General features: G+C 43.0%; 20 protein-coding genes and 1 tRNA gene. 11 read left to right on the top strand and 10 right to left on the bottom strand.

The window, feature by feature from the left end:
* Positions 1–424: 424 nt before the first annotated feature.
* A complete protein-coding gene (gene hemL, locus BM736_RS00920; protein ID WP_076407619.1) occupies positions 425–1,714 on the top strand; it encodes a glutamate-1-semialdehyde 2,1-aminomutase in 1,290 nt (429 codons plus the stop codon).
* 479 nt (positions 1,715–2,193) lie between these two features.
* Here the strand turns inward: hemL and BM736_RS00915 are convergent, their stop codons facing one another.
* Positions 2,194–2,394: a hypothetical protein gene (locus tag BM736_RS00915; RefSeq protein WP_076407617.1), complete on the bottom strand. Its 201-nt coding sequence runs from the start codon at positions 2,392–2,394 to the stop codon at positions 2,194–2,196.
* A 577-nt stretch (positions 2,395–2,971) separates the two neighbouring features.
* Here BM736_RS00915 and nhaD point away from each other — a divergent pair.
* Positions 2,972–4,219, top strand: coding sequence for a sodium:proton antiporter NhaD (gene nhaD, locus BM736_RS00910; RefSeq protein WP_076407615.1), 1,248 nt, complete (start codon positions 2,972–2,974; stop codon positions 4,217–4,219).
* 88 nt (positions 4,220–4,307) lie between these two features.
* Here nhaD and BM736_RS00905 read toward each other — a convergent pair whose 3' ends face one another.
* Together BM736_RS00905 and BM736_RS00900 are read right to left on the bottom strand one after the other, a co-directional pair.
* Positions 4,308–5,354 (bottom strand): general secretion pathway protein GspB, encoded by a 1,047-nt coding sequence (locus tag BM736_RS00905; RefSeq protein ID WP_076407613.1) that lies wholly within the window; start codon positions 5,352–5,354, stop codon positions 4,308–4,310.
* A complete protein-coding gene (locus BM736_RS00900) occupies positions 5,354–6,967 on the bottom strand; it encodes an ExeA family protein (protein ID WP_076407611.1) in 1,614 nt (537 codons plus the stop codon). Before BM736_RS00900 ends, BM736_RS00905 begins: the two co-directional genes overlap by 1 nt.
* Before the next feature lie 212 nt (positions 6,968–7,179).
* On the opposite strand from BM736_RS00900, the gene BM736_RS00895 reads away from it, so the two are divergent.
* Together BM736_RS00895 and BM736_RS00890 are read left to right on the top strand one after the other, a co-directional pair.
* On the top strand, positions 7,180–8,421 hold the full coding sequence (locus tag BM736_RS00895) for a multifunctional CCA addition/repair protein (RefSeq protein ID WP_076409774.1): 1,242 nt from the start codon (positions 7,180–7,182) through the stop codon (positions 8,419–8,421).
* A 220-nt stretch (positions 8,422–8,641) separates the two neighbouring features.
* Complete coding sequence (locus tag BM736_RS00890; protein WP_076407609.1) at positions 8,642–8,908, top strand: Lpp/OprI family alanine-zipper lipoprotein; 267 nt, start codon at positions 8,642–8,644, stop codon at positions 8,906–8,908.
* 189 nt (positions 8,909–9,097) lie between these two features.
* Here BM736_RS00890 and BM736_RS00885 read toward each other — a convergent pair whose 3' ends face one another.
* The 5 genes from BM736_RS00885 to folB form a co-directional block, all read right to left on the bottom strand.
* A complete protein-coding gene (locus tag BM736_RS00885) occupies positions 9,098–10,003 on the bottom strand; it encodes a L,D-transpeptidase family protein (protein WP_076407607.1) in 906 nt (301 codons plus the stop codon).
* Positions 10,004–10,181: 178 nt separating this feature from the next.
* The gene (locus BM736_RS00880; RefSeq protein ID WP_076407605.1) at positions 10,182–11,042 is read right to left on the bottom strand and encodes a putative RNA methyltransferase; all 861 of its coding nucleotides are present in this window, start codon (positions 11,040–11,042) and stop codon (positions 10,182–10,184) included.
* A gap of 64 nt (positions 11,043–11,106) precedes the next feature.
* Positions 11,107–11,907 carry an undecaprenyl-diphosphate phosphatase gene (locus tag BM736_RS00875; RefSeq protein WP_076407603.1) on the bottom strand — a complete coding sequence of 267 codons (801 nt, stop codon included), beginning with the start codon at positions 11,905–11,907 and terminating at the stop codon, positions 11,107–11,109.
* A gap of 46 nt (positions 11,908–11,953) precedes the next feature.
* Positions 11,954–12,472 (bottom strand): 2-amino-4-hydroxy-6-hydroxymethyldihydropteridine diphosphokinase, encoded by a 519-nt coding sequence (gene folK / locus BM736_RS00870; RefSeq protein ID WP_076407601.1) that lies wholly within the window; start codon positions 12,470–12,472, stop codon positions 11,954–11,956.
* Complete coding sequence (gene folB / locus BM736_RS00865) at positions 12,473–12,826, bottom strand: dihydroneopterin aldolase (RefSeq protein ID WP_076407599.1); 354 nt, start codon at positions 12,824–12,826, stop codon at positions 12,473–12,475.
* Between the two features lie 294 nt (positions 12,827–13,120).
* Here folB and plsY point away from each other — a divergent pair, with 294 nt between their 5' ends.
* On the top strand, positions 13,121–13,723 hold the full coding sequence (gene plsY / locus BM736_RS00860) for a glycerol-3-phosphate 1-O-acyltransferase PlsY (RefSeq protein ID WP_076407597.1): 603 nt from the start codon (positions 13,121–13,123) through the stop codon (positions 13,721–13,723).
* 130 nt (positions 13,724–13,853) lie between these two features.
* Here the strand turns inward: plsY and tsaD are convergent, their stop codons facing one another.
* The gene (tsaD, locus tag BM736_RS00855; RefSeq protein WP_076407595.1) at positions 13,854–14,867 is read right to left on the bottom strand and encodes a tRNA (adenosine(37)-N6)-threonylcarbamoyltransferase complex transferase subunit TsaD; all 1,014 of its coding nucleotides are present in this window, start codon (positions 14,865–14,867) and stop codon (positions 13,854–13,856) included.
* Positions 14,868–15,150: 283 nt separating this feature from the next.
* On the opposite strand from tsaD, the gene rpsU reads away from it, so the two are divergent.
* From rpsU to BM736_RS00825, 6 genes are all read left to right on the top strand, one after another.
* Positions 15,151–15,366 carry a 30S ribosomal protein S21 gene (rpsU, locus tag BM736_RS00850; protein ID WP_076407593.1) on the top strand — a complete coding sequence of 72 codons (216 nt, stop codon included), beginning with the start codon at positions 15,151–15,153 and terminating at the stop codon, positions 15,364–15,366.
* A gap of 6 nt (positions 15,367–15,372) precedes the next feature.
* Positions 15,373–15,816, top strand: a complete 444-nt coding sequence (locus BM736_RS00845; RefSeq protein WP_076407591.1) for a GatB/YqeY domain-containing protein — start codon at positions 15,373–15,375, stop codon at positions 15,814–15,816.
* A gap of 104 nt (positions 15,817–15,920) precedes the next feature.
* Positions 15,921–17,648 (top strand): DNA primase, encoded by a 1,728-nt coding sequence (gene dnaG, locus BM736_RS00840; RefSeq protein ID WP_076407589.1) that lies wholly within the window; start codon positions 15,921–15,923, stop codon positions 17,646–17,648.
* 124 nt (positions 17,649–17,772) lie between these two features.
* Positions 17,773–19,605, top strand: coding sequence for an RNA polymerase sigma factor RpoD (rpoD, locus tag BM736_RS00835; RefSeq protein ID WP_218638743.1), 1,833 nt, complete (start codon positions 17,773–17,775; stop codon positions 19,603–19,605).
* A gap of 238 nt (positions 19,606–19,843) precedes the next feature.
* Positions 19,844–19,920 (top strand) — tRNA-Ile (locus BM736_RS00830).
* Positions 19,921–20,719: 799 nt separating this feature from the next.
* Positions 20,720–21,931, top strand: a complete 1,212-nt coding sequence (locus tag BM736_RS00825) for a hypothetical protein (protein ID WP_076407585.1) — start codon at positions 20,720–20,722, stop codon at positions 21,929–21,931.
* Positions 21,932–22,090: 159 nt separating this feature from the next.
* On the opposite strand, the gene BM736_RS00815 is transcribed toward BM736_RS00825, so the two are convergent.
* Positions 22,091–23,812, bottom strand: coding sequence for a DUF262 domain-containing protein (locus BM736_RS00815; protein WP_076407581.1), 1,722 nt, complete (start codon positions 23,810–23,812; stop codon positions 22,091–22,093).
* Positions 23,813–23,826 lie beyond the last annotated feature (14 nt).

The following is a 23,826-nucleotide window of genomic DNA, read 5'->3' as shown; positions in this document are numbered from 1 at the left end:
TGAGAAACATAGTTATTCTACGTTTAAGCTCGTTAACGCCGTATAAGAAGCGCTAAAACTCGCCTAACAGGAGTGTTTTTGGCTGCCTACTTCCGTGTTGAATAAGTTCAAAAGGGATCACCATTCCCTCACTCATTCGCCTTGAATTATGCTGCCAAAAATAACTCTGAACTGACCACTTTCTTATACCGATTGGTATTTAGCTTCACACTTGTCCAACGCCATACGCTTCCTATGCTTGACTATGTGAGCAATGACATTGAAAATGCCGAGCATAAGATCACAATAACAGATCAACTTGAGGGAAATTTAGTTCAGGCTGATATACTCTAGCTAGAATTCAAGAAGCACAACTCCCTTCTCTGTAAATAGATATTAACGAATAAATAAACTATAACCAGGCGACTGATTTTAAGGATTGATAATGACCCGTTCCGACACACTTTTTGAGCAGGCTAAAAAAACCATCCCAGGTGGTGTTAACTCACCTGTGCGTGCATTCAATGGCGTTGGTGGTTCACCACGCTTCATCGAAAAAGCAGATGGTGCATATATCTATGATGCAGACGGTAAAGCTTACATCGATTACGTTGGCTCTTGGGGCCCAATGATCTTAGGCCATAACCACCCTAAAATCCGCGAAGCAGTACTCGCAGCCGTTGAAAATGGTCTATCTTTTGGCGCGCCTACTGAGCTTGAAGTTACTATGGCTGAGAAAGTCATCGAAATGGTTCCATCTATGGAGCAAGTTCGTATGGTAAGTTCAGGGACTGAAGCCACCATGAGTGCAATCCGTCTTGCACGTGGTTTTACAAATCGTGACAAGATCCTAAAATTTGAAGGTTGTTACCACGGTCACGCTGACTGCTTATTAGTAAAAGCGGGTTCTGGTGCGCTAACCTTAGGTCAGCCAAGCTCTCCAGGGATCCCTGAAGACTTTGCAAAGCACACACTAACCGCAACCTACAATGAACTAGATTCGGTTAAGGCGCTATTTGAACAGTACCCAGAAGAGATCTCTTGTATCATTCTAGAGCCTGTTGCTGGCAACATGAACTGTATCCCACCAGTAGAAGGCTTCCTTGAAGGCTTACGTGCTATCTGTGATCAGTACGGCGCCCTAATGATTATCGATGAAGTGATGACCGGTTTCCGTGTATCTAAAAGTGGCGCTCAAGGCCATTACGGGATCACACCAGACTTAACGACATTAGGTAAAGTGATCGGTGGTGGCATGCCAGTCGGTGCTTTCGGTGGCCGTAAAGATGTGATGCAGTTTATCGCACCTACAGGTCCTGTTTACCAAGCGGGTACGCTTTCTGGTAACCCTATTGCTATGTCAGCAGGTCTTGCTCAGATGGACGCACTTTGCGAAGAGGGTGTTTACGAAGAGCTTGCAGCTAAGACTAAACGTATCGCTGAAGGTTTCAAAGCTGCTGCTAATAAGCACGGTATCCCAATGTCTATCAACTATGTTGGTGGCATGTTTGGTTTCTTCTTCACTGAAGAAGAAAAAGTCACCACGTTTGAGCAAGTCACTAAATGTGATGCTGAAAAGTTCCCTATCTTCTACCATGGCATGCTAGATGAGGGTGTTTATCTAGCACCGAGCGCTTATGAAGCAGGTTTCCTCTCTATGGCTCATGGCGAGAAAGAACTTGAAGAGACACTAGCAGCTGCAGAACGTGTGTTTGCTAAAATGGCAGCTAAATAAGCGGTTACTTAGACTTAGTACTTAAGTCATTCTTATTAAGAAAAGGACGCTTATCGCGTCCTTTTTTATTGTCTGCCCTTTGCCAACATAAGCAAGTTCCCCTACCTACAACTCATGGCGAGAAAGAGCTTGAAGAGACACTAGCAGCTGCAGAACGTCTCTTGATGAATATGAGTGCTAAAATGGCAGCTAAATAAGCGGTTATTTAGTATTTAAGTCATTCTTATTAAGAAAAGGATGCTTATCGCGTCCTTTTTTATTGCCTGCCCCTTGTCAACATAAGCAAGTTTCCCTAGCTAAACACACGGCGACAAAGAGCTCGAAGAGACACTCGCAGCTGCAGAACGTCTCTTGATGAATATGAGTGCTAAAATGGCAGCTAAATAAGCAGTTATTTAGTATTTAAGTCATTCATATTAAAAAAGGACGCTTATCGCGTCCTTTTTTATAAATCATTTTCTACAAACAGAGACGATGAACTAAAAGCTATCTCGCTTTTTATTTGAACCCCAAGTTGATCGTAAGATGATAAACGCAATCAAACTTTGAATGAGCAAGGTGGTATGCTCCATCGCAATAGAAGGGTTTTGTAATACGCCTAAGCTTAGTAGTTGCTCAGCAGAAATAATCAGCCAAGCTAACGAACCCAACAATAAAATCGATCTCAATAAAAACTTCATCTGACTACTCTTTATCACTCGCCTTTCACTTAGGCTTTCCTGACGCCTCTTTCCTTCGATGCGATTGCGACTAATTCTGTATTTAGATACTGTATTTAGTATCTCTACCTAGTTTCCGACACAAGATACTGTTTATTTTTCACTCGGTCAATAAATTGACTTAGACAAGTTTCTGACTCTCAGTCCCTAAATTAACTTAGCAACGGCCTCTAAAAAAACGCTCCTAAAAAAGCATTAATTATTAAGCAGTTCCTTAACCAGTTAACCATCCTGCCTTGAAAAAAATTATTTACGCCAGCCAAGTTGTTTTTTTATCCACGAACTAACTCCCCCTCTTACTAAACACCTTCTCACTAAACACTTTTCACCATGAACAAACATTAATCTAGCCAAAGCAGCCCGCCCACCGTGAGATAGATAGCACTTTCAACCAAAAAGTCGATCAAGTTAACACTTGTATTATCAGTGGCCATGTGGCCTAATCCGCGCCTAACACACCAAGCTTAATTTAACCTTGATTTTGAGCGCTGTTAGCCTAGATAAAGCAAAGTGCCAAATCAGTAGTAGGAACTGATGTATGTTGAACATTTTCCTGATCTCTCTCGCTGTTTTAGCACTCTTAAGCATTATTTTTGAAGAGGTAACTCATCTAAATAAGGCCAAAACAACCCTCTTTTTTGGCTGTATATCCTGGATTGTACTATTCGCTTCAGCAGGAGCTCCCAGCCAGCAGCAGTTAGTAGAAGCTGAGCTAAATGAAAACTTGCTAGAAATTGCAACACTTTGGCTTTTTCTCATGTCTACAATGACATTTGTGGCTTACCTTAATGCTAAGGGAATGATTCAAATACTGGTTCAGAAGTTGTTTCCCCAGCGCGTGTCCGTTCGCATGTTAATGATACAGGTCGCACTCTTTTCATTAGTACTTTCAGCCATCTGTGACAATGTCACAGCAACGCTTGTCTCCCTAGGCTTGTTGACCACCTTTAAACTTGAAAGCCAGATGCGACGTCGTATGGCGGTATTGATCATATTTGCAGTCAACTCAGGCGGCGTCGCATTGATCACCGGTGATGTCACCACCTTGATGATTTTTCTCGGTGGCCACGTACAGATGTCAGAGCTATTAGTTCTCTTCGTCCCAGCAGCTTGCAGTGTCATGCTCTTAGCCGTACTGTTTTCTCTTAAGGCTGAAGGACATGTCAGCACAAGCCCAATCAAACGGGAGTATCGTAAGGTCGACCTCCTCATAGCGCTTATTTTCTTTAGTACTATCATTGCCACTATGGCGCTGAACGTTTTATTTGGCATACCACCCGTACTGACTTTTCTTACCGGGTTATCTGTCATGTTTTTAGTAGGACATACCAGCCATAGCAATAAAGAGGAGTTACAAATTCTCGAATATATTCGCCAGGTTGAGTTTGATACCTTGTTATTCTTCCTTGGTATCTTGCTACTTGTAGGCATGCTCAAAGAGATAGGAACACTCGATCTACTGACCGAGGTATACACACAATTTAACCCTAATATCTCTAACTTTGTCACTGGTATCGGTTCAGCTCTGCTCGATAATGTGCCACTAACCGCTGCATTATTAAAAGCTGAACCTGTTCTCAACACGCCAGAGTGGTTAGGGCTAACCTATTCGGTAGGGGTAGGCGGGTCACTGCTGGTGATTGGCTCTGCATCAGGAATTATTGCGATGAGTAAAGTTAAGGAGCTGACCTTTGTTAGCTACCTTAAGTATGTCCCAGCCCTGCTGCTTTGCTACAGTGTTGGTTACGCTTTGACACTGCTGCTTTCATACCAGCTTTATGGTTAAACTATAATAGAGATTAAACGATAAAAAGGGCGCTTATGCGCCCTTTTTAGAATGATTTTTAATTGTTTTCAAACGATAAATTGAAGCGTTAAATCGCTGGAACCTTAAACTCTGTCCCCTGAATAGAGAGCACCACATCCCTTGGTCTTATCTCAACAATTGTCAGCTTACCGCCTATGCTATCCCCCTCCTGAAGCTCACTACCATCGACATTTAACCATCGATTAGTCGCAACACTAGAGTAAACATGAGCATTAATATTAAACTCAGGCACCTGCAATTGAATGCCAGCAGGTAGCTGACCATACTTAGGTAACTCATCTGGCTGAGTCGTTGGAATTGGATCTAATTTCTCCGGTGTCACAGGGGTTGCTACCGAGTTTTCAATCTCAACCTCTTTCAAAGCCGCCTCAAATGCTGCAAGCAGATTATTCTCGCTCTGATAGTCCCGAGGCTGAGTATCAGCTCCCTGCATACCGACCTCTTCTGCTGCAACGTTAACCTGATACTTCAGTGAGTCGAGGAGTGCCTGCCCTTTATCATTAGCGTTAGCACCTAAGATGATAGGCTCATCCGAGTTCACTTGATAACTACCGCTATCGATGGCTTGACTCGCTTCGATAACACTTTGCCTTAAGGCTGCATCACTCGCTTTAGCTTGCGAGGCTAAGTTCAAAGTAGAGCTAGAGCTAGAGTTAGATTTAGAGCTGGATCCAGTGTTAGCAGTAACTTTTGACTCATCTCTGGCATATACAGGCAGTTGCCTAGCGATAGGCAATGCGACTTTTCCTGCCAATGAGATCCCCTCTTGCTCAGAAGAAGTCACTGCGGCTATTGGCTTAGCCACTGTCTGTTTAGCTTCTTTTCGCTCAGCGTCATCAGCCTTTGAGGTAGCGGTATCATAGGCACTTTGGCTATGCGCACCTTGAGCCCCCATATCGGTAAAATAGCTTTTACTGAGCCAGGCAATCACGCCAAGCAGTAATACAATTAAGCAAGCTAAAGCAATAAGCATGCTACGATTCCCACGCTGGGAAAACTGGTCATACTGCGCTCTAGGGCTTAAAACAGGATCTAAGCTACTGTCTAACTCCTGTTGCTTCGAGCGAGTCACAGCATCGAGTAAGATAGACATTAGTAGTTCCTTTTGGCTTCAACTAATCTAGGCCCTTGAGCACTAAGGTATAGATTAAGCTGAACTAAGGTCTGGCTTCCAGCAATAGCATCGGCTCTCAAACCATGCTCTCGTTGAAAGCGCATCAGTTTGCCCTCTAATTGTGCGTCAAATGAATCGACAAGCCTTGGCGCCGTATTATCTATTTTTGCTAAACTATTCTCTAACCACTGTATCTGCTCAGCGCTCGCCCCTTGTCCAATCTCCCTTGGTTGCCCCTCTGGAGCCTGCCACAGTATTTCAAAAGTACCGCTAAAGTGTCTAGTAAACCAGGCTCTATCAACCCAAAGCTGCTGCTCATTGAGTTGTAGCAATAACTGCTCCCCATGACGTGAGACGACGGTGCCGTAGAATGCTTGCTGTTGACCATCAATCAGGTATACCACAGCTGGGAAGTTCAAGCGGATAAGGGAGTTCCAATTGCCCTGCTGCTGGAAGCAAGATAGCCCCTGCTGATGGGCCGATTGACACGCAGATAGACCTAAGTATGGCACCTTGCCCCAAAGCCCTAAGATACTCGCGTAAGCAGTATCTATTTCACGGCTCTGCTCAATAGCGGCTTGAAGCACTCGTTGACCAGAACTTGTTGGACTAACCGGCTTGGCAAGCTCACTACTGCTCGTTTGCACCTGCTCTGCAGGTGAGTGTTCACCCTGATTCATAGTATCTGTTACCTTGCTACCACTGAGTAAGGTAAAGGCTATTACACCCGTTAACGCGATCGCTGATACTGCCGCAACAGGAAGAAGATAGTTAGCTTGTTTAACATCTTCTCCTAGCACTTCAGAAGCCGCACTATTCACCATTTTACGATCGATAGGTACTTTTGACTGAGCATAACTTGCCATTAACGCTCTTTCACAGAGCAGGTTTATCAGCCTTGGAATACCACCACTGAACTTGTGTAAGGCTTTAATCGAACCTGAGTTAAATAATGGCTCGTGCCTGCCGGCAACTTGAAGTCGATGCTGTACATATAAACTCACCTCCTCTGGCGTTAATGGCAGTAGGTGATAACGTGCGGTGATGCGCTGGGCTAGCTGGCGCAACTCCTGCCGTCTAAGCAGTTGCTGCAATTCAGGCTGACCAATCAAAATAACCTGAAGCAGTTTTTTGGTATCGGTTTCAAGATTCGTCAATAAACGTAACTGCTCTAACACTTCAGCACGCAGATGTTGGGCCTCATCGATAATCAGAACCGTATTTCTACCTTTCTCATGGTTGCTGAGTAAAAACTGACTCAAGAGATCGGTAAGCTGCTTTAAACTTGGGTCTTTTTCATAAACGATCCCTAACTCATCACACAGCGTCGCTAACAACTCGAGCTCTGTTAAAGAGGGGTTTAGAATAAAAGCGGTATCTGTATTTTCGGGTAATTGATTAAGCAAGCAACGTGAAACTGTGGTTTTTCCAGTCCCCACCTCACCGGTTAATAGTACAAAGCCCCCAGTTTCCCCTAGGCCATAAGTTAAGTGAGCGAGTGCCTCACGATGCCTATCACTGAGGAAGAGATAATGAGGGTTAGGTGCGATAGAAAAAGGGTTATCGCTTAATCCAAAGAAGGCCTTGTACATACTGAATTCAATCCTTAACCGGTCACTTAGAGGTTATAAAATACAAAAAACAGTTAAAACTAAAGCTAAGTGCTCACCTTGTCAAAAAATGCTTAACAAAAATGAAAAAAATACCGTAAATAAAGAGCTAGAGGCTGAAATGACACAAAATAAAAACAAGGCATGGTAAGATTTGATTCATTGGATAAACTAAAAATATTGTGAGCTTGTTTGTGAAATTTTACCTTGTTGGCGGCGCGGTACGCGATAACTTACTCGACCTTCCAGTTAAAGACCGAGACTATATGGTTGTCGGCGCAACGCCAGAGCAGATGTTAGCTCAAGGCTATCAGCAAGTAGGTAAAGATTTCCCAGTATTCTTGCATCCAAAAACCAAGCAAGAATATGCCTTAGCACGCACAGAGCGCAAAACAGGCGCAGGTTATGGCGGATTTAGCTGCCACGCTAGCCCTGATGTCACCTTAGAGCAAGATCTGCTACGCCGTGACTTGACCATTAATGCGATTGCGCAAGATGATGACGGCAAACTATATGACCCCTTCTCTGGCATTGCAGATATTAACAATAAATGCCTTAGGCATGTATCTGATGCATTTATAGAAGACCCCCTACGCGTACTTAGAGTTGCACGTTTCGCCGCACGATTTCATAAGCAAGGTTTCACCATTGCAGATGAAACAATGAAGTTGATGACAGATATTAGCGCAAGTGGTGAGCTAGAAGCCTTAACCTCAGAACGCGTGTTTCTCGAACTCGATAAAGCACTAAGTAGTGACAGTCCCCATATCTTTATTAAAGTGCTCAGGCAGTGTAGTGCATTAGCCGTTCTATTCCCTGAAATCGATGCGCTATTTGGTGTGCCTCAACCTGCTCAATGGCACCCTGAAATTGATACCGGCATACACACTCTTATGGTCGTTGAGCAGGCAGCGAAGTTAACAGAAGATAGAGCTGTACGCTTTGCAGCGCTAGTGCATGATCTGGGCAAGGCGCTTAGCCCGAAAGAGCACCTACCAAAGCATCATGGCCACGGACAAAAAGGCCTAGCACCGATCAAAGCGCTGTGCGCCCGTGTAAAGGTGCCCAACGAGTATCGAGACTTAGCACTCCTCGTTAGCGATCAGCATCAAAACATCCATAACATTGAAGAATTAAGGCCGGAAACTTTAATTAAACTCTTCGATAAGGCCGATCTGTGGCGAAAGCCCCATCGATTACCCCAGATAACATTAGCCTGTGAAGCAGATGCTAGAGGGCGATTAGGTTTAGAGAGCCAAGATTACCCTCAGGCCAAATACTTTACTCTCGCGTTTGAGAGCGCAAGTTCAGTGCAAGTAAAGCCTATTGTTGATGCGGGGTTTAAAGGTGCTGAAATTAAGCAGCAACTGCAAATACAGCGTATTGAACGAGTCTCAGAAGTTAAGAAAAAATTTAACAAAGGTTCAAATTTGTAGGGGTAATAAAAAGAGGATATGTCTACAAAATGTTAATTTTTAATGATGAGTGCTCAATTAAACTGCGTTCAACTTGCATTTAGAGCTATATTAGTTAAGGTATTCAGGCCTTAGGGCGAAAAACCGTAGCATTATAAAATAGCTATGACATAATCTAGTTGTTGCAGTTGTATAGTACAGCTGTTTAATTTCTATCCAACCTATTTAAAGGGATTTCCCAATGAACAAAAAAGTACTGATGATTGCTGGTGTAGCAATGACTGCCCTACTAGGTGGCTGTGCAAACACTACTGCTCTAGAAGAAAGCGTTGCTAACCTAGGTAACAAAGTTGACCAGCTATCTTCTGAAGTTAGCTCTCTGAAGTCTGAGCAAGGCGCTCTTTCTGCAGACGTTAAAGATGCAAAAGCTGCTGCTATGGACGCACAGGCTGAAGCTAAGCGTGCTAACGATCGCATCGACAACGTTGCTTCTTCTTACAAGAAGTAATTTGTCTGTATCGGCAGCACATCAGTGTTGCCGATATGTTCCCCCCCCCCCTTTTTCCAAGCTTAACCCCCCTCTCTATAAAAATTTCTATAACCACTAAAGCCACTAATTCATGTCGGATTAAATTTATTCTGGCCACAAAAAAGCGCCCACAAGGGACGCTCTTAAAACTACGCTAACTAGTGTTATTTAAAGCCTGATATCAACCGGTAAGCCATTTTGAGTCAGTAGTGCATCATTAGCTTTAAAACTATCAATATCATCTTGGCTGATGAACTTAACGATCTCTGAACTCATACTCACGACCTTCTCTTGCTGCATCTCCAGCTCAGTTTTAGACAGTGCAGAGTGAACCTCTATGATATGTCGGCCATCAGGCTCTGTAGATATCTTAACGGTTTGGTTGATCACTCGGACGGGATCGCCATACTTAGTTTGGTTAAATAACCACTCAATATCGTCTGGATTTAAACGAACGCAACCAGAGCTGACTCGCATACCGATACCGAAATCTTTATTCGTACCATGGATAAGGTAACTGCCATCGCCGTAGGAGAGCTGCATTGCATACTTGCCAAGCGGGTTATCAGGCCCAGGTTGGACGACTCGGGGCAACACTTCACCTCGCTCTTCAAGATGTTCTTTTCGAATACTTGCAGGTGGAGTCCAGCTAGGGTTGGGGATCCTCGACTTAATTCGAGTCACCATCTCAGGGGTCTCTCGACCTATACGACCTATGCCGACTGGAAACACATGAACATCTTTACCGTTTTTAGCAAAGTAATAGAGCCTAAGTTCAGGAAGGTTTAACACGATACCTTCACGTGGCACGTCTGGCAGCAACATTTGAGTAGGGATAACAAGCTTAGTGCCAGGCGTTGGCAGGAATGGATCAACGCCAGGGTTAGACTCCATAAGCTCTAAAATACCGACATTGTATTGCTTTGAGATTGTTTGAAAGTAATCACCTTTCTCAACAAGGTGTTCTTGAATCTCGCCAATAAGCCGGCTTCCCTTCTCTGGCAAGGTATACACATTTGCCATAGAGATAGCTGGGGTTAAGCTTAAGATGAACAACAGCACTATTCGCATCATCAGTCTCAATGTTTCCTATAATCTTTCATCATCTAGTAGAGTTAACTAAAATACTTAACTCTGCTTAATCTAAGGTTAAAGATTAACCTCTATAAGCCATAAAACCTAATACTTATCCTTGCAGACCATTCATTTTTTACAATCACTTTGCACAGGTTTAGGTAGCCACTAATCAATACTATAGCTTCTTCGATAGGGTGATCACAAAATCAATTTCTAACCCAGCAAAACTAGCCTGGGCGATCTGCTTCCTGACTTTATCATTTGCTCGCCATGCATAAGGCGTCATCTCAAGCAAGGTCAGCGCTTGCTCACCCTCTATTGATAGATTGAAAGAGACTCTTTTACTCTGCAACTCCTCAAAACCAGCAATCAAACTTGATTGCAGCTCCTTCTCCTTCATATCCGGATACAGATACTCTTTTAGCTGCCACAAATGACGTGGCGCGGGAGAGACTTGCAGCAGATAACCGCCCTGCTTTAGCACCCGAATAGGCTCTTTACCCTTTAGCTGCTTATCGATCAAACTGACTAAATCAAAGCTCTCTGGCGCAAAAGGAAGCAGCTTAAGGTGACTGACGATGAGTGTCGTTTTCTCATCGTCATCAAGCTCGCTTTCAATTTTAGCCGCAGAAAAAAGGGCATTTTCAGCCTCTGAGATCCCATGTTGAACAAGGGTGAGCTTTGATTGATTAAGACGTTCAGCTAGCTGCGACTTTATGACTCGAAGATAAGACCCCTCTCCACAATCATAATCTAAATGCTCAATGACACCGTCTGTCGCCATAGCCGCTAGCTCTGCGCCCAGCACCTCAGTAATCGCATCGTTTACTGGAGAAAAAATGCCAGATTCCAACAAGAAACGTTTCGCACGCATAACCTGACGCGAATCTACTCTCGGTTTTTTGGCTTGACTAAATTCCCAGTATCCATGCTCATTTTTATCAAAATGGTGCTTCTTACTACAATGCAATCCTTTAGACTCCTCATGGAGTAAAAGGGGGTCATTACATACTGGGCAGTGGTAGATACTCTTCATAATTTCTCTTTCAAAGGACTAAACTCGCGCCTAATTGAGTATAGGCGCAAGAAGATTAAGCTATTTAAATAAAGATAAATGCACATAGAAGTGCACCTAACGCAAGTCGATAGATAACGAACGGCGTCATTCCCATGCGACTGATTATTTTTAAGAACATGTGTATGCAGGCGTAAGCGGCAACAAATGACACCCCAACACCAAGCGCTAATGAGCCGTAGTCAATATCGACGCCCGTCTCAACGAGGTCTTTCCCCATTAATATCGCCGCACCTAAAATGACCGGAATTGACATTAAGAATGAAAATCGAGCGGCAGCTTCTCGATTAAGACCAAGCATAAGGGCTGCGGTAATGGTCGCACCAGAGCGCGATGTACCAGGGATCAATGCCAAAGCTTGAGCAAAACCTATCAATAACGCTTTTTTCCAACCTGTTTGATACTCACTGAGTTCACAACGAGACATTCTATCAGCCCACCAAAGTAGCAGACCAAAAATAACGGTGGTAATAGCGATGACACCAGGGCCTCGCAGGTAAGTTTCAATCATATCTTTAAGCGCAAAGCCGAGAAAGACCGCTGGCAGCGTCGCTAAGATTATCCACCAAGCAAGTTTGCTGTCTTCTGAGTGCTTCCCTTTAAAAATACTTGCTATCCATGAGGTGAGTAAAGCAACGACCTCTTTTCTGAAGTAGAGCATTACCGCCGCTAAAGAGCCTATATGTACAGCAACATCGAAGGCCAAGCCTTGATCTTCCCAACCCAATATCTGTGAAGGTAAAATAAGGTGAGCTGAACTTGAAATAGGTAAAAACTCGGTCAAGCCTTGAATCAAGGCTAAAACGATGACCTGAAAGGTATCCATGTGTAGTTCCTGTATTTTTATTCTGAAAGTGCTAGTTCAACTTTAACTAGTCGATCGTTTCATCAACTAACGCTTGAACCCAGGTGAAGGGGATTGGCCACAGTTTCTGCTGTGATTTATCATACTCTTTCCACAAAACCTGATAACTCGTCTCCACCACCGGATGAAGAAGATCTGGCTCTATCTCAGCCATTGGCCAGAGCACAAAAGCATTGGTCAATATCTCAGCCCTTGGCAACTCGACGGGAGTATTGGCGACAACATCATCAAAGAGAAGAAGATCTAAATCTAAGGTTCTTGGCGCAAACTTTTTCGCCCCTACTTTTCGACCGTTATCTTGCTCAATCTTTTTAAATAGCGCCACAACTTCACCAATACTCAAATCAGTATCGACAGCCGCAACCATATTAAGAAAGTTACTTCCCTCAAAACCAACCGCCTCGCTTTCATAAACAGAGGAGAGGGTCAATTTACCAAAATGGTAACCTAGCTCAGTTAATCCAGCCTTAAGGTGTCTTTCTGGCTCAATATTACTGCCTAAACTGATATAAATCCTTGCACTCATTTAACAATGACCTCGCTCAATTTCGACCCCAACAGCAGCGGCAGTAGGAACCGCTCCAGGCTTCATTACCGTCACTTTAACCCAAGGCACATCAAACTCAGCCATCAAGCAACTGGCAATCATCTCAGCCACAGTTTCTATAAGCTCGATGGGTTTCTCTGTAATGAGCGCCGTCAAACGGTTAGACACTGTTTCGTAGCACAGAGCATGCTGGTAGTCATCACTAGCGGCTGCTGGTCGGTTATCCCACGCCATATCAAGATCGATTAAGAGGTTTTGATGTATCTGCTTTTCCCACTCATAAATGCCGATAACAGTTTCTATTTTTAATTGTCGTATTAATACTCTATCCATGACGCCTCCAAACGATCTTGCTAACCATTTAAATGGTGAAAATAAGCCTTTCTATTACACTCGGACCTATGAGGTCTAATAAGCTGTATAGAATAAAAAAGATATAATGCAAATCTTATTGATTAATTTGCTAGATGGCTCTTTCTAACAGCATTAATCCCAAGTAGGATAAGGCGCTAGAGAAGGATTTTAAAGCCCAAGTCGTGCAGATTAAAAAACAAAGCTATTTTTATGCATTTAGGGCCAGCAAATATTGTGGCGCGATGATACCTTAAGAAGGATAAGGAAACCAATTTGACCTTAACAGTACTCACTCTGGTAATGATATTGGCAGCCTATTTGGCTGGTTCAATTTCCAGTGCCGTGCTCGTTTGTCGAATGAGAGGACTTCCAGACCCGCGCAATGAAGGTTCAGGCAACCCTGGAGCCACGAATGTGCTGCGTATTGGCGGTGCAAGTGCTGCGGCTATGGTGTTGTTTTTCGATATGCTCAAAGGCGCCCTTCCCGCTTACCTCGCCTTTAGGCTCGGTGTTGACCCCGTTTCACTCGGCCTCATCGCAATTGCAGCTTGTGTTGGCCATATTTTCCCAATCTTCTTTAAGTTTAAGGGCGGAAAAGGTGTAGCAACCGCGTTTGGCGCCATGGCTCCTATTGGCCACGATCTTGCCTTAGCGTTAATAGCGAGTTGGATAGTTATGGTACTCATCACTCGCTACTCATCATTAGCCGCAATCATTACTGCCGTGCTCGCCCCTGTTTATACCTGGTACTTAGATGACAGATTCACTATTCCTGTCACTATGCTCTCTGCTTTAATCGTCATCAGACACAAAGACAATATTCGCCGTCTACTCGATGGCAATGAGAGTAAAGTGAGTCGTAAGAAAAAAGGCTAGCCTAAGTAATGGTGTCTAAGAAGAGTGGGGAGTATGAGGAAGGCACTGCTTTTGATATTACAGTGCCACTCAAGCGTATTAATCTAGTCACTATCAATAAAGGCCAATTATCGATAGCTTTCAAAGATAACTAAACTGCAGGTAAAGAATCTAACGGCCAACGCGGCTTGCCTTTCACCTCTAAATTCTCTTGTTGACCCGCTTTTAGTCGCTGTAAACCCGCATAGGCGATCATCGCCCCATTATCGGTACAGAACTCGCCGCGAGGATAGAATACTTCACCGCCTAAGTTATTCATCATCTCAGCTAATGAACTACGAAGACGCGAGTTAGCACTTACGCCGCCAGCAATGACTAAGCGTTGATAACCCGTTTGCTTCAGCGCTCGCTTACATTTAATCGCTAATGTATCAACCACAGCCTCTTCGAAGGCACAAGCAATATTCGCGCGGGTCTGTTCATCATCACTTTCACTGGCAATCGTGTTCGCAGCAAAGGTCTTTAATCCAGAAAAGCTAAAGTTCAAACCAGGCTTATCTGTCATCGGACGTGGGAAACGGTAATGTCCAGACTCACCTTTAGCGGCCAGCTTTGAAAGCCTAGGGCCACCCGGATAATCGAGCCCCATAAGCTTGGCAGTTTTATCAAACGCTTCACCGGCAGCATCATCCACAGACTCGCCCAGCACATCGTACTGACCAATGCCTTCAACGGCGACCATCATAGAGTGTCCGCCAGACACTAATAGTGCGAGAAATGGAAACTCAGGGACATTATCTTCAAGCATTGGCGCAAGTAGGTGCCCTTCCATATGATGAACACCAATAGCAGGTTTATCCCATGAGTAGGCAAGCGAGCGGCCCACACAGGCACCCACTAAAATAGCGCCCACAAGCCCTGGACCTGTGGTGTATGCCACACCATCAATATCATCAATGCTGCAGTTTGCATCAGCAATGGCTTGCTTAATTAACGGGACAATTTTTCTCACATGATCACGAGATGCCAGCTCAGGTACAACACCACCATAATCGGCATGTAGCTTAACCTGGCTATATAAAGTGTGTGATAATAAGCCAAGCTCATCATCATAAATGGCTATCCCAGTTTCATCGCAAGATGTTTCTATACCTAAAACCCGCATCGTATCCCGTCAAAGTGTCATAAAAGGCTGCTAATTCTACCTGCTGTGCTTTAATTATACCAATAGACTATGCAGAGTTTTATTTAAGATATTTTAGCTACTGTACGCACAGTAAAAGCCAGCGGATCAAAAAATCGATCGCTTGACGATAAAAGATCTTATTTTGATCGCAATATAGGCTTTACAAACACGCTTAAGTCGGTATAGAATTCCGCACCATTTTTAAATTAACTTGAGTCGAGCGATTGACTCATTACAAACTACACCTAAGGGGTGATGGCGTATGCCAATAATTAAAGTACGCGAAAATGAACCATTTGACGTAGCTCTACGTCGTTTTAAGCGCTCTTGTGAAAAAGCCGGTATCTTAGCTGATGTTCGCGCTCGTGAGTACTACGAGAAGCCAACTACTTGCCGTAAGCGTGCTAAAGCCGCTGCAGTTAAGCGTCTTGCTAAGAAGCTTTCTCGCGAAAACGCTCGTCGCGTACGTTTATACTAATCTATTATGAGCCTAGTTGATCAGCTAAAAAGCCAGATGAAGGATGCCATGCGTGCCAAAGAAAAGGTACGCTTGGGAACTATTCGTATGGCACTAGCCGCCGTTAAGCAGATTGAAGTGGATACCCGCGAAACTCTGACTGACGACCAAGCTATAGCTGTCTTAACCAAAATGGTTAAACAGCGTCGTGATTCAATTGCACAATATAGTGCAGCTGGACGTGACGAACTAGCAGCAATTGAAGCAGCAGAAATCAAGGTTCTTGAAGACTTCCTGCCTCAACCTCTTACTGAAGAGGAAATTGCTGTTCTAGTTGATGCAAGCATCGAAGAGATGGGCGCATCCTCCATGGCGGATATGGGCAAAGTAATGGGCGCACTGAAACCTAAAGTCTTAGGCAGAGCTGATATGGCGGCAATTGGCGCTACTATCAGAGCTAAACTTAAGTAACTTTAAGTACAATGCGTAAATAAGCCGTGCTCTTGCGCGGCTTGTTTGTTTATAGCGTTTCATTTTCACTTCAACGTTTAGCGAAAGGCGGCCTTAACTAGATAATGGCGATACCTCGTGATTTTATTAATGAGCTAGTTGCTCGTATTGATATTGTCGATATGATCGACGCTAAAGTACCCCTTAAAAAAGCGGGTAAAAATCACTCTGCCTGTTGTCCTTTCCATAGTGAAAAATCCCCCTCTTTTACAGTAAGTAGAGATAAGCAGTTCTACCATTGCTTCGGTTGTGGTGCTCACGGCAATGTTATCGACTTTGTCATGGAGTATGACCGCCTAGATTTTATCGATGCTATCGATGAACTTGCAGGCCAACTAGGTGTGGAAGTACCTAGAGAGCAAGGAACGGGGAAAAGACGTGACGAAGGGCTGAGCCGCGATCTCTATCAATTGATGGAGGAAGCAAGCCTCCACTTTCAGAGTCAACTTAGACAGCACAATGACAAACAAAAGGTTCTTGATTATCTCGATCATCGAGGACTGTCCAATAAAGTGGTCGAACACTTTAATATTGGATTTGCACCTGACGGCTGGGATGGACTATTAGGTCGATACCGCCAAAATCAGGATGCACAAGATAAGCTCCTCACTGCAGGAATGGTCATAGAGAACGATAGCGGTAAACGTTACGACAGATTTCGTGACAGGCTAATGTTCCCCATTCGTGACAGAAGAGGACGTGTTATCGGTTTTGGAGGAAGAGTTTTAGGCGACGGTACGCCAAAGTACTTGAATTCTCCAGAAACGCCCATATTTCATAAGGGCAATGAGCTATACGGACTGTATGAAGTAAAGCAAAGACACAGAGACCCTCAACAGATACTGATTGTTGAAGGCTATATGGATGTCGTAGCCCTAGCTCAATTTGATGTCGATTACGCTGTAGCGTCATTAGGCACCTCGACTACCGCAGAACAATTTCAATTGTTACTTCGCAGTGCTAAAGAGGTTATCTGTTGCTATGACGGCGACAGAGCTGGCACTGAAGCAGCTTGGCGTGCATTGGAGACGGCATTGCCGTTATTAAAACCAGGCAACCAAGTAAAGTTTATGTTTCTACCTGAAGGTGAAGACCCAGATACTATGGTTCGTCAGGTGGGAAAAGAGGCTTTCGAAAGCCAGATTAGTGAAGCCACAGAGCTACCAGAGTTTCTTTTTGATACGCTCGCACAGCGATACGGTGGTGACAAAGGTAATCTGGCAAAACAAGCGATAGCCCTGATTGAAAAGATACAAGACACGGTACTTCAAAGTTTACTGTTAGAAAATCTAGCGCATAAACTGAGAATGGATAGTGCAGAGGAGTTAAAGCGTAAATTCGCATTCTCCTCTAAAGAGCAAGTAAAACCGCTTCAAACAAAAGCGTTGAAAGGACGAGGAACACCATTGCGATTAGCCATCGCTTTGCTAGTACAACATCCGCTGTTAGGAGAAGGTCTGCCAGTGCAGCCAGCCTTACAGCATCTAAAGATGGCAGGTATAGATTTACTTACCCATCTGTTAGACGTAACTCGTGTACAGGTTAAAAACAGCGCACAACTACTTGAGCAGTTTAGGGACGAGCCACAATTAGGCACCCTAAAAAAACTGACCAGATGGGATCATCAAGTGGCGGATGAAAACCTGCAGCAGGAGTTTAGAAAAACCCTTATCTGGCTCAATAATCAATATATTGAGCAACGATATCAGGAATTGAGTCTAAAACAGAACCATACTAAAGAGGAAAGGATTCAGCTGAGCAAGCTGATCGCAGTCATACAAGGGCAAAATTAAGACACTTTATGTCTTTAAAGTAAGCACTTGGACTAGCACACGGAAGCGCACAAGGCTATAATTGACGATTTGCGCGGCAATAACTGCGCGTCGTTTTAACTAATACCCAACTTGGATGATATCTATGGAGCATACTCCTCAGTCGCAACTTAAATTGTTGCTAGCTAAAGGTAAAGAGCAAGGCTACTTAACCTACGCAGAAGTGAATGATCACTTGCCTGCAGATATGGTCGATGCCGATCAAATCGAAGATATTGTCCAGATGATTAATGACATGGGTATTCGCGTCTATGAACAGGCGCCGGATGCTGATGATATCATGATGTCTGAAGACAGCACCGATGATGATGCTGCAGAAGAAGCTGCCGCGGCACTTGCCACGGTAGAAGCTGAACTTGGTCGTACAACCGATCCTGTTCGCATGTACATGCGTGAAATGGGTACGGTTGAGCTACTAACTCGTGAAGGCGAGATTGTTATCGCTAAGCGTATCGAAGATGGTATTAACACAGTACAGGCTTCTGTCGCTGAATACCCTCAAGCAATCGCAATGATCCTTGAGCAGTTCGATCGTTATGAAGCTGAAGAAGTGCGTCTATCTGACATCATTTCAGGCTTTATTGACCCGAATGCTGAAGATGTAGCACCAACAGCAACTCACGTTGGTTCAGAGCTGTCAGATGAAGATCTTGATGACGAAGACGACGAAGAAGATGATGAAGATGAAGAGGAAGAGGGTCCAAAAGGTCCTGATCCTGAAGAAGCTAAAGAGCGTTTTACTCAGTTAAGAGAAGTTCATGAAAACGCACTTAGAATCATCGGCGAAAAAGGTCGCGGCCATCCTGAAGCGACAGTAGCTCTTTTTGAGATTGGTGAACTATTTAAAGAGTTCCGTCTCATGCCTAAGCAGTTTGACCGCTTAGTGAAGAGCATGCGTTCAACCATGGATAAAGTGCGTGTTCAAGAACGTTTGATCATGAAGCTTTGTGTTGAACAAGCTAAAATGCCAAAGAAAAACTTCGTTAAAGGTTATACCGCTAACGAAAGCAGCATCGAATGGTTTGACGAAGAACTCGCCTCTAAAAAGCCGTATGTTGAAGGCCTAGAGATGGTTGAAGACGACGTGCGTCGTTGTCGTTACAAGCTAGACCTTATCGAATCTGAAACAGGTCTTGCGATTGCTGCAATAAAAGATATCAACCGTCGTATGTCTATCGGTGAAGCTAAGGCTCGTCGTGCAAAGAAAGAGATGGTTGAAGCAAACTTACGTCTAGTAATTTCAATCGCGAAAAAGTACACCAACCGTGGTCTTCAGTTCCTTGATCTTATCCAAGAGGGTAACATCGGTCTAATGAAGGCGGTTGATAAGTTTGAATACCGTCGTGGTTACAAGTTCTCGACTTACGCAACTTGGTGGATCCGTCAGGCGATCACTCGCTCTATTGCTGACCAAGCAAGAACGATCCGTATTCCAGTGCATATGATTGAGACTATCAACAAGCTAAACCGTATCTCGCGTCAGATGCTACAGGAAATGGGTCGTGAACCTTCTCCTGAAGAGTTAGCTGAGCGTATGTTAATGCCTGAAGATAAGATCCGTAAGGTATTAAAGATCGCCAAAGAGCCTATCTCAATGGAAACACCTATCGGTGATGATGAAGATTCGCACTTAGGTGACTTTATCGAGGATACCACCCTCGAGCTACCGTTGGATTCAGCCACAGGCGAAAGCTTGAAAAACGCAACTCACGAAGTCTTAGCTGGCCTAACCGCTCGTGAAGCTAAAGTACTACGTATGCGTTTCGGTATCGACATGAACACCGACCACACGTTAGAAGAGGTAGGTAAGCAGTTTGACGTAACACGTGAGCGTATTCGTCAAATTGAAGCCAAGGCGCTGCGTAAGCTACGTCACCCTTCTCGCTCAGAGATCTTAAAGTCTTTCTTAGACGAGTAAGCCTCTGCTCAGTAGTCAACTTGACTCGCTGATAAGCCAACAAACAAGCCCTGCTATCTGATAGCGGGGCTTTTTATTAGCTGATGAATAGTCGTTTAACCCAGTTTATTGTTGATTATTGATTAACAGATAAGCAATTGAATTCAAACTTGTGATTTCTTATGGGATCACAGGTGACAACGGCATTTAAACCTCGTATACTTCTCGTCGCTTTCGGTAGTGACGACTTCCTTAAGTAGGCCCCTTAGCTCAGTTGGTTAGAGCATACGACTCATAATCGTCAGGTCCCCAGTTCGAGTCTGGGAGGGGCCACCAATACAGATAGGCCGTAGTAGGTTAGTACCTACTACGGCTTTTTCGTATCTGGAGTTCTGTGTAGCAAATATGTAGCAGATTACTCCTCAATCCATCCAGTTTGAGCGCTCATATATTTTTTGATTTTTATTAACGGACTTCAAACCTCTGAGCACTAAAACCCATAGACCTTCATTCCACCTCTTACTCATTCATCCTACACAGAATACAAATAACCAGCTTTTGTCCTCACAACGGTTTAGCCGAATGAAGACTGATTAAACTTCTTCATTCATGGTCATTTGTAATTCGCTCGTTCACATGAAGCTTGTCCCTTTATTGTGATCAAGTACCTGCCGTATGTGTCGTGTACATGGATGTATCAATCAAGTGAAAGCAGGACGACCTTATGCGCAGTGACTTCTGCAAAGTGCCGCTACCACCTCCCTATGGGCTCGGCGGTTACATTCATGCCACCAAAATCAGCAGCCGTATCTACACACGATTATTTGTCTATTAGATTTAAGTTTCTCTCTGGCAATAAAATTGCCCATTGTGATTTACAGATGATAAGCAGCACAGATAAATATCCAGTAACTTGCCTATTTAAACTAATCCCAAAATGGCATTCAATGATGACTTTCAGTAAGACGTTACTACTAGCGCTCACATTATCAGTATAGTGTGCTCGTTTTCCTCATTACGATTTGATAATGTCTTTATTATCAATGTATTCAGATCTCCGAATCTTAATTTATTGTACCTGCGCGTTTTGCTAGGCATGCATGGATGCGTACTATTACAAATATGGACGACAAGTATGAATGCTGAGTTGATCGAAGGTTTCCTAAAAAACAATCCAAAAGCTCGCAAGGCTAAAGATGGGGTTCTTATAGATACAGGACATGGATTCATGCACCTCACAGGATTTATTGAGGGCGATGATTACAAGGGATTTGGCGATGATGCTATTTTTTTCACTCCTTTTTGTTCAAAGTCTGATATCGAAAAAATATACTCTCCAAAAGTAGCATCAGACTTTTTACTGCAATTACGAGCTGAATCAATTGTAGATAATCCAAGGCTTATTAGGGTATTTAAAACTAGGAAAGGCAAGAAGACCAATTGGTCACTAGAAAAATATTATCAAGAACGAAAGCGAGAAGATGTATACCTATCAAATCTGTCAAAAGGTAATCACGAAAAACTTAAAGACATTCCTGCTGGTAGTGTATACCTTGCTGGTGCCAATGCAATATGTTCAAAGACTAAGGCTGGAAATATTATTGCAGTATCAGAGCCTTTAGAATACTTCCTTTATTTTATGAATATATTTTTTTATGGAGAAGATTTTGGAATAAAAGATATAGATATTAATGCATCATTTATAATTGCCCAGAGGATTATGGCTGGCCATGAGTCTTTTGATTTTGATATAGACCCTAGGGGGGTATTGCCAAAACATATTGACATATGGATGAAGTCGCTAACTGATTTACAATATCAATTTGTATTAGGTCATGAGTACTCTCATCATTTGCTTGGCCACGTCAAGGATTCAAACTTGCACTCTAATTCGTTATCTTCCTTTATGGCCATGCATGAAGGAAAAGATATAATTCAACACTACAAATACTCTCATAAACTAGAATATGATGCTGACTGGCATTCAATAAAAAACATAAAAGGTAACTCAAAGTTTAAAAATGACTTATCAAACGCTGCTTTCTTAACATTAATGTATTTGGATACAAGTAGGATAGTACTTGATCATATAAACCCAAGAAGAGGTAACCAGGTAAGTTCTCACCCTGATCCAACCTGCCGAATTTATAAAATACGGAAAAGGCTGAACAATAAATATGGCTTACCAAAAGACACACTGGAAAACAACTTGAATTACTTAAACAATTATACTAAACAGTTTATCAATCAATACTTAGTGTTTAACTTTGATAGTTTTGAGCGGTATGGCTCACATTATTTACCAAGTTATAAGCCTATGCTTTTAAATGACCGAGTCGATTTCTAGTCGCCTACCCCAAGTTGCTAAAACGGTCGAAAAACAGTTGGCTATCGTTCCTAAAGGACTGTGGTTTGTAAGTATTACTAAATTTCACTCTGACCCGACTTACTTATTCAGAGTTCTAAATGAAAAATTAAAAAAGGCTCCTAAAGGAGCCTTTGAAGATTAAAGAGATTGTATCTTCCAAATAGACTTAGCCTGTTTTGCGAAGAACTTTTGACGAGATTCAATTGTCTCGGTAGTCCAAGTATCAAAGTTCGAAGCTAGCCCAGAAGTTAAACCAACAGAGCTTCCTTCAAATGCTTTCCGCTTCACCTCATACGAATCATTACCAATATCGCTGTTTATAGACTTCTCTAAAATAACCATATTTCCTAGTCTATACACAGATTGAGAATGGGCTACATCAGTAAATGCATCCCAACCAGTAGTTATTTTTTGTGGTAAAACATGTTCAATATTAAAACGATTAGTCGATAAGTCTATCGCATTACCGGACTCATGTTCTTCTAACTTCTTGAGAATGTATTGAACAACTTTTTGGTTACGACTATTGGTTGTTCTTAACTGCTTGCTTGCAAACGCCCCATTAAAATGAGCGTCATCAGGGTAGATATCGCGAAGAGCAAAAATAATTTCTCTGTAGCTTTTCAACTCCTTCGCCTCAATATTCATGGCAACGGAACTGTACAAACCTTCTTGATCTTGTGGTGGTAAACTGCAAATAACATTGTATCTGAATGAAATGACAGAAATAGCATTCAGTAACTTAGTAAACACCTCTCGATCATTGTCATAGAATTCTCTATAGGCAGACATTAGCATAGCAATTGGCTGCTTAACGCCGAACATACTAAGAAGACCTAACGACTCTTTTTCACTGCAGTTCCATACTGTAGAGCTCGGATCTCTTAGATTGGCATAGATTTCAGAGTTATACTCTAAGTCTCTAACAAGTTGAAATGCTTTCGCTTGGTCATTTATCGACTTCTGAATAGTTTTAAATAAGTCTTTCTTTCGAACAAGTCTGTTCTTACTATTCCAGAAAATTCTCAGTAACTCAGGAAAACTTTCGTTACTTAATAAGCCAGTAATTCTTTCCCATGAAGTCTCTAAGTCTTCTAAGACGGAGTCATGGGGATCATCACTGCTTAATACAGAGAACAAGTAGTTTTTTAAGAGATCTGTTGAAGACAATTTCACACCACGAGCATTAAGAGTTTCAAATACCTTAAAAGCGTTCAATTCATCAGTCACCGTGATGACGGTAAAAAACAACTTATCAACTAACGAATCGATAAACCTTGTCACGTCTGGACCACTAGTGTCGCCATACCCAAAACGGCTTTCTACTTTTTGCGAATACCAAAGGTAAGACTTTCTCAATAGGTGCTCAGATGCTTTAAGGTTTCTTGCAGGGATTCTATCTGAATTTGTAGCGATATATGTCTGGTAGAACCTATCATTGTGCTTATTAAGCGTTAGCTTCGATTTGGATTTCAGCGTGATCGGATCTATAAAGCCAATATAGCTCTCCCTAAGTACTTTCTCACGCTGTTTGTTATTTTCCGAGTCGATATCTTTCGCTATCAGAGAATGGAGGTGATTCAGTGCAGCAAGCACAATAATGCTAACAGTTGTCATCCTTTGCTGACCATCAATGACAGAGCTAAATTTTTTGTTATCAGACTCCTGTAAAACCAGATAGCCCATATAATGCTCATTCTCAGCATCATCTTCACCGCTGTACATCGCCATTATATCAAACCAGAGCTCTTCCCAGTTTTCCTCTGACCAAGAGTAATCACGCTGAAAGGGAGGAATACTGTAGGTAACATTGTGTCCGACTAACTGACGAAAGTTTTCATTTGCAGTACTGAGGTTCATATTTAGTCTCTTGT

The organism is Shewanella sp. UCD-KL12, assembly GCF_001957125.1.
Classification (GTDB): Bacteria; Pseudomonadota; Gammaproteobacteria; order Enterobacterales; family Shewanellaceae; genus Shewanella.
This window is presented reverse-complemented; position numbering and strand designations above follow the sequence as displayed.